The following is a 6,163-nucleotide window of genomic DNA, read 5'->3' on the forward strand; positions in this document are numbered from 1 at the left end:
GACCGATCCTGCGCGCGCAAGAGCAGGGCAGGTCCGTCATTGCGCCCGACATCAGCACGCCTCGCATCGATCCGGAAGAACAGCGCCGCCTGGCCGAGATCGAGGCCGCGCGCGTCGCAAAGCTCTTCACGGAAACCAACGCGCGGACAGCTCCGTCGCGACAGGGTACCGGCGCTGGAACCGCCATCGCGGACACCAGGTCCGATTTGACGCCGCCGGCCGAACCGACGGAGCCTGATGCAGGCTCCACTCAAGATACGCAGGACCGCAAACTCGACTTCGTCAACGCCAAACCGGACCGCCGTACGGTTAGTCCCGATCGGCTGGCGGCGAAGGCCTCGCCCTATGTCGTCCAAGCTGGCACCGTCATACCCGCCGCTCTCACTACCGGCATCCGTTCCGACCTTCCCGGCCAGATCACCGCTCAGGTCACTGAGAATGTCTACGACAGCCCATCGGGGGTATATCTCCTGATCCCCCAGGGCGCAAAACTGATTGGTCAATATGACAGCCAGGTCGCCTTCGGTCAGTCTCGCGTACTCCTGGTCTGGAACCGGCTCATCATGCCGGACGGCACCTCGATCGTGCTGGAGCGCCAGCCGGGCGCGGATGCGCAAGGGTTCTCCGGGCTGGAGGACGAGGTCGACCATCACTGGGGCCAGTTGTTCAAGGCCGCCGCACTCTCGACCCTACTCGGTGTTGGGACGTCGCTTGGTTCCAGCGACGACGAGGGTGACCTCGCCAAGGCGATCCGCGAGAGTGCGCAGGATTCGGCCTCCAATGTCGGTCAGCAGATCGTGCGCAATCAGCTCAACGTCCAGCCGACACTCACCGTCCGGCCGGGGTTCCCAGTCCGTGTCATCGTCAATCGCGACCTTGTCCTGGCGCCTTACGGCGTGCCGAAGGAACCGTCATGAGCAAGCTGAAACTCTCTGCAATTCCGGATGATCGGCCAGTCAAGATTACGGTCGAGTTGCCTGCCGCCGTTCATCGCGATCTTGTCGCCTACGCCGAAGTGCTGGGCAGCGAGACGGGCCAGACGATCGCCGATCCCGTAAAGCTGATTGCGCCGATGCTGGTGCGGTTCATGGCGACGGACCGCGCGTTCAGCCGGGCCCGGCGCGACACGAAATCAGGATAAGCGGGTCGTGGCGCGCTTCGTTTCCACGAAACGCAGGGCGACGTCGGGCCTGCTGCGAATGAAGTCGGCAACCGCATCGAGAAGCTCGGTAGCATGCACCGCCATTTCAAAGCCGCCCGGCAGCATGCCGGCCTGTTCTCTTCGGTCCGTTTCCTCCATGGCGAGTGTGCCGTCGAGATCAGTCAGAACGCGGCGAAGATCGCGTAAGAGTCGTGCGCCGGCCAAGGTCGGTCGGACTCCGCCTGCGTGGCGTTCGAAAAGAATTGTTCCCACCGCGTGCTCAAGGCTACGGATGCGCCGGCTCAGTGCAGAATGGTGGATTCCCATGCGTCGGGAGGCGCCGAGGAAACTGCCTTCCTCGGATACGATGAGTGCGCATTCGAGCGTGATGAGTTGGACGCGTCGCCGCATGGCGCTTCCTCCACCTGGAACTGTTTGTGGCCCCCACCCACGCACGGGAACTGTCCAGTCGCCCGCCTATCTGCCCCATTGAAGTACCTGCTCAAAGCCCGCTCGGTTTGGGCGCGAGCGTTCAGTTCTCAATCGCACCAGTCGGCGGGCTCGCCTTCCGCGTTTCATACAATCGGGCGAGTGTGCGTTCATCGAAGCTCGCCGTCACCGCCACTGTCTCTTCACCGCCTATGATCTTCGGCAACCCCAGCGGCGTCACCCTGAAATGCAGTTGGACCAGGCGCAGCAGCCAGAGAGGGTTCATCTCGATGATGATCGTATCGATGCTTCTGTCCAGGCCCCACTCGACGATGCCTGACAAAAGCGCATTCGCCACCGGGCTCAGCATTCTTCCCCGTTCTCGGTACTGCGGCTCGACGCAGTAGCGCGTCCATTCCCAGATGTTTTCGCCCACTGGGCGTTGGCCTTCGCAAAGCTCCGACAGGACCTCCGAGAGCAAGTGGGGGCGGGTCGAAGGCAGCATGCGCTGGTAGCCGACAACGCGCTCCTCAGCCGTAAAGAGCATGTGGACTGCGTGCTCATTGTCGAACCGGTCGATTTCACGACCATCTGCGCGTCGCAGATCCGTCCAGCCCTTTTCTTCGACAAAGACCTTGTGGCGAAGGCGGAACGCCTGTTCCAGCTCCGCCTGATATTCTTCTGAATTCTGCGATGTAACCACAAGAAGCATCTCGGTTATCCTCCAGTTTGGAGGTCAACCAATGGTCGCTTCCTGTAGAAGGCGGCATCACGCGATTGCGTGAGCTAGGCGATCAGACCGTGACGAAAGGCTTCCGCGACAGCATGCACTGTGCTTGCTACTCCGAGCCTCTCGCGCGCCGCCCGCAGGTGAGTGTCTGCCGTGTTGCGACTGACAGCGAGACGGTCAGCGATCTCATCGACAGTCAAGCCTTCCGCTGCCCAGCGCAGAACGTCCCTTTGTCTCGGAGATAAACGTGCCGGCCGGATATTGCGTTTTGCATCAGTGATAACAGCCGCGCAGCCGAAAGCGTAAGCTGCAACCAACTGAAAGGCGAGACGGTCGTGGGGATCCGGATCCAGCTTTTCTCCCGCGACGGAAAACCCGACCGGCTGCCCATCCAATGTGGCAAACGGGACTGTCAAACCCTCGCATAATCTGAAGTCGGTTGCCTCGTCCATGATCCGGCGGCCGAAAGGACAGACCTTGCATAGGTTATCGATCTCGCTCCAGAGGAAGGGCGTGCTGCCCCGGTTCACAAGTTGAATCGTTGGATCGCGATATAGGTAGCCCTTTGAAAAATATCGCTCGGACCATTGTTCTGGCCAGGCATGCAGAATGACATGCGAAGCTTGATCATGTTTCAGGGCTTGGGGTGGGGGAATTAGTCCTGCCAGAAGATTGGTCGCGCCAATGCGTCCGGCGTAACCAAGGATGTGTCGGCATATTTCCTGTTGAGATGAGCTCTTACCGACATTGTTCAGAAGCTCGTACGTGTCGTCGATGCGTTTAAACCATGCCATATGTACTCCTGCGTCCAGTACTAGGCCGGGACGCGCGCTGCGCCCGTATATCTGGTCATCTATCCGTGGTCTGCTCGCCAGCGTCCTTATCCCTGTTTCGGCCAGGTTTGGCCTGCGCCTCCAGTCCCAGGATCAGGGTTTCGATCAGGAAGTCGTAACCATCCTCGAGCGGGGCGACGTTCCCGCTTTTCCAGCGCATCACGAACGACCGGTTGTACATTTGCGGCAGGTATCGCGTAACCAACGGAAACCGCGCTGGGTCAAGCGCATCAAGGCCTGCGTTGAATGTTTCGACCCATTCCGAGTCTTCGGTAGCGCCGTCTGCGGCGAGTTCCATCGTGATATAGCCTTCCAGGGCGCCAACCACTGAATTGAAGGCATTGATCAAAGCCTGATCCTCGAATCCGGCTTGGGTGAGCGCAGTCAGAATGATCTCGACCCAAGGTGCATTCGGCGCGCCGTTGGAGCGGATATGCGGACCGAGCAGGGGGGCGGCCCTGGGGTGCTCGTGGACGCGCGCGCGAAACCGGCGGAATAGAAGCCGGATCGTGTCGCGCCAATCGTCCGGCAGATCAGAGGGTGTCATCAGGCTTGCAATCAGCGCGCCCGAAATTTCGGCAAGCAGATCCGACTTGGCGCCGCCCGCATGCCAGTACAGGGCGGCCGGATAGACGTTGAGCCGGCGGGCGAGAGCGCGGACTGAGAATCCGGCTATTCCTTCGTCGTCGATCAGGGTAATGGCGGCCTCCACGACGCGCTCCCGCGTCAAGCCGATAGCGCCTGCTCTACCGACCGAGCGCTTCTTGGTGGAAGACTGTGTGTTCAAGGCAGCTTTCCGTCGCCACTATGCGAGGCCGAGGATGTGCCCGAGTTCTGTCGCAAATCGTTCATTGTCCCCTGCTGTCCCGATGCTCACCCGCAGAAAGTGACGATAGCCGGCCTCCATCCATGGCTTGACGACTATGCCTTTTTTGATCAGGGCGCTAGCCACAGGGGCAGCTTGGGTCGCCAAGTCGAGGAACAGGAAGTTGGTCTGGGACGGGACAACGCGGACACCCAATCCGGCCAGGCGATCGGCGAGGATGTTTCGGTCGTGCCGTATCTTGGCCGTGGTCTGCAGCATCCATGCTTCGTCCTGGAGCGCGGCAATGGCGGCAGCCTGCGCGGCCGCGTTGACGTTGAACGGGGTCATGCATGAACGCATCACCCTGGCAATGCCTTCATCCGAGGCGATGCCGTAGCCCGCACGCAAGCCAGCGAGACCATAGGCCTTGGAGAAGGTGCGTAGCACAACCCAGGAAAGATCCGAGCGACCGCTCAGCACCTGCAGGCCATCCGGATAGCTGGAGTCGATCATCTCGAAATAGGCTTCATCCAACACGAACAATGTCGTGGGATGCACCGCGTCAAGCAGCCGGTCGAGTGCCCTGCGCGACAAGGCCCGCCCCACCGGATTGGAAGGCGATGAGACGAAAACGATCTTTGGTCTGCGTGTGAGCTCATCCGCCAACCCGTCCACGTCATAATCGAGTGCTGGTGTCATCGGCACCTTGAGCACTTGTGCACCGGCCGCCATGGGCTCGATCTCGTGCAAGCCGAAGCACGGTGAGACGGTCAAGACCGAATCACCCTTTTGCAGATACGCGCGGCAAAGTGCTGCAATCAACTCCTCCGACCCATTGCCGCAGACGATCTGATCAGAGGAGGTGCCGAGCTTTTCCGAAAGCACGTGCCGCAGCGCAGCCGACGCCGGGTCGCTGTAGCGCGATGGGACAAGTGATGCCAGGGCGGCGGACACTGCCGGCGATGAACCGTAAGGATTCTCGTTGCTTGCCAATGCCGCAATGTCTTGCAGGCCACTGACCCGCCGCGCGGCAACTGCCGATATTCCAGCGTTGTAAACGGGAAGAGAGGCGATTTCCTGCCGAGGGCAGATGGCGTCGTTCGGAAATGACTGCATGATCCTACCTTCACCTTTTTCTCGCTATTCGCGTCGGTTGCCGCCCGCCAGGGAGGAGGCCAATCCGGGCAAAAAATGTCGTTGACACGGCAAAGGTATATACATAATGTTTTTATTGTCCACTGAACAATAAATGTCAAAGCGGCGGACACTGAGACACTGCACCGACCATCGTAGGTGGCTTCGATGGGCACATGCAGTGTGGGAAAGGGATGGAACAATTCGCACCGGGCGACTTGGTCGCCAGAGTGCCGGCGGATAGGCGTGCAACCTGGTTCGTATCAGCGAAGGCCTCGTGCGCAGGCCGCAAATCCGAAAATGTCCAGGAAGGGAAATCCATTATGATCTCGACCCGACGTTCGTTGCTCAAGATGGGTTTGGCGGGGCTGCTTGTTCCCCAGGGGCGCGTTGCATCCGCAGACGAGAAGAAGGGGCAGTCGTTCGAAGCCTGGCGACACGATTTCGAAGCCTCCCTTCCAGCACGCATGGCGGCCGCCAAGGTCTCAGGAGCCGCCGTCGCCATCGCCTCCAGAGACAGCGCGACGCGCTACACCGCGGCCTTCGGGTTTGCCGATCTGGCGCAAAACCGCAAATTGACCGCGGACACGCCAATGCATTTGGCTTCGGTCAGCAAACTGGTCACCGCCACGGCCCTGGTCCAGTTGTTTGAGCGGAAGGGCTACGATTTGCACGATGACATCAACAAGTTCATCGACTTTCGGATCAAGAACCCTCGCCACCCGAGCTTGCCGATCACGCCGCATCAGCTGATCACGCACACATCCAGTATCTCGGATAAAGGCTACGACGATCTGGACGTGGCCACCGACGGAGATCCGACGCAAAGCCTGAAGGGCTTTCTAAAGGACTATCTTGTTGAGGGTGGCGCATACTATTCGCCTACCACGTCGTTTTTCCCAGCCAAGCCAGGCAATCGATGGAGCTACTGCAATGTCGGGGTGGCGTTGGCAGGTTATGCGGTCCAGTGCATCAGCAAGCAGAGCTTTTCCGCGTATACCCAGAAGAACATATTCGAACCGCTGGGTGTTCGAAATGCGCATTGGTATCTGAAAGAGTTTGCACCAAACGTTCTCGCCAGGCCTTATGAA

At 60.0% G+C, this 6,163-nt stretch carries 8 protein-coding genes; 3 read left to right on the forward strand and 5 right to left on the reverse strand.

The window, feature by feature from the left end; genetic code table 11:
- Nucleotides 1-917, forward strand: a 917-nt coding sequence (locus EN884_RS21755; RefSeq protein ID WP_164895096.1) for a TrbI/VirB10 family protein, incomplete at its 5' end; no start/stop codon positions are given.
- On the forward strand, nt 914-1,141 hold the full coding sequence (locus EN884_RS21760; protein ID WP_063170707.1) for a DUF2274 domain-containing protein: 228 nt from the start codon (nt 914-916) through the stop codon (nt 1,139-1,141). The genes EN884_RS21755 and EN884_RS21760, both read left to right, overlap by 4 nt.
- On the opposite strand, the gene EN884_RS21765 is transcribed toward EN884_RS21760, so the two are convergent.
- The 5 genes from EN884_RS21765 to hisC form a co-directional block, all read right to left on the reverse strand.
- Nucleotides 1,133-1,552, reverse strand: a complete 420-nt coding sequence (locus tag EN884_RS21765; protein ID WP_063170706.1) for a LysR family transcriptional regulator — start codon at nt 1,550-1,552, stop codon at nt 1,133-1,135. The two genes, EN884_RS21760 and EN884_RS21765, sit on opposite strands and share 9 nt — an antisense overlap.
- Before the next feature lie 121 nt (nt 1,553-1,673).
- A complete protein-coding gene (locus tag EN884_RS21770; protein ID WP_063170705.1) occupies nt 1,674-2,282 on the reverse strand; it encodes an acyl-homoserine-lactone synthase in 609 nt (202 codons plus the stop codon).
- 74 nt (nt 2,283-2,356) lie between these two features.
- Nucleotides 2,357-3,094, reverse strand: coding sequence for a LuxR family transcriptional regulator (locus EN884_RS21775; protein WP_063170704.1), 738 nt, complete (start codon nt 3,092-3,094; stop codon nt 2,357-2,359).
- 55 nt (nt 3,095-3,149) lie between these two features.
- Nucleotides 3,150-3,845, reverse strand: a complete 696-nt coding sequence (locus EN884_RS21780; protein ID WP_164895097.1) for a helix-turn-helix domain-containing protein — start codon at nt 3,843-3,845, stop codon at nt 3,150-3,152.
- Between the two features lie 93 nt (nt 3,846-3,938).
- A complete protein-coding gene (gene hisC / locus EN884_RS21785) occupies nt 3,939-5,054 on the reverse strand; it encodes a histidinol-phosphate transaminase (RefSeq protein ID WP_063170702.1) in 1,116 nt (371 codons plus the stop codon).
- Between the two features lie 341 nt (nt 5,055-5,395).
- On the opposite strand from hisC, the gene EN884_RS21790 reads away from it, so the two are divergent.
- A partial coding sequence (locus EN884_RS21790) for a serine hydrolase domain-containing protein (protein ID WP_245491964.1) occupies nt 5,396-6,163 on the forward strand: 768 nt, incomplete at its 3' end.

Origin of the sequence: Mesorhizobium sp. M7A.F.Ca.AU.001.01.1.1 (genome assembly GCF_004022735.1) — a bacterium.
Lineage (GTDB): Bacteria > Pseudomonadota > Alphaproteobacteria > Rhizobiales > Rhizobiaceae > Mesorhizobium > Mesorhizobium ciceri.

What these genes read in the sequence shown, in the direction of transcription:
- EN884_RS21765 (WP_063170706.1), bottom strand. Translation starts at nt 1,552, where the DNA reads ATGCGGCGACGCGTCCAACTCATCACGCTCGAATGCGCACTCATCGTA.
- hisC (WP_063170702.1), bottom strand. Translation starts at nt 5,054, where the DNA reads ATGCAGTCATTTCCGAACGACGCCATCTGCCCTCGGCAGGAAATCGCC.
- EN884_RS21760 (WP_063170707.1), top strand. Translation starts at nt 914, where the DNA reads ATGAGCAAGCTGAAACTCTCTGCAATTCCGGATGATCGGCCAGTCAAG.
- EN884_RS21775 (WP_063170704.1), bottom strand. Translation starts at nt 3,094, where the DNA reads ATGGCATGGTTTAAACGCATCGACGACACGTACGAGCTTCTGAACAAT.
- EN884_RS21770 (WP_063170705.1), bottom strand. Translation starts at nt 2,282, where the DNA reads ATGCTTCTTGTGGTTACATCGCAGAATTCAGAAGAATATCAGGCGGAG.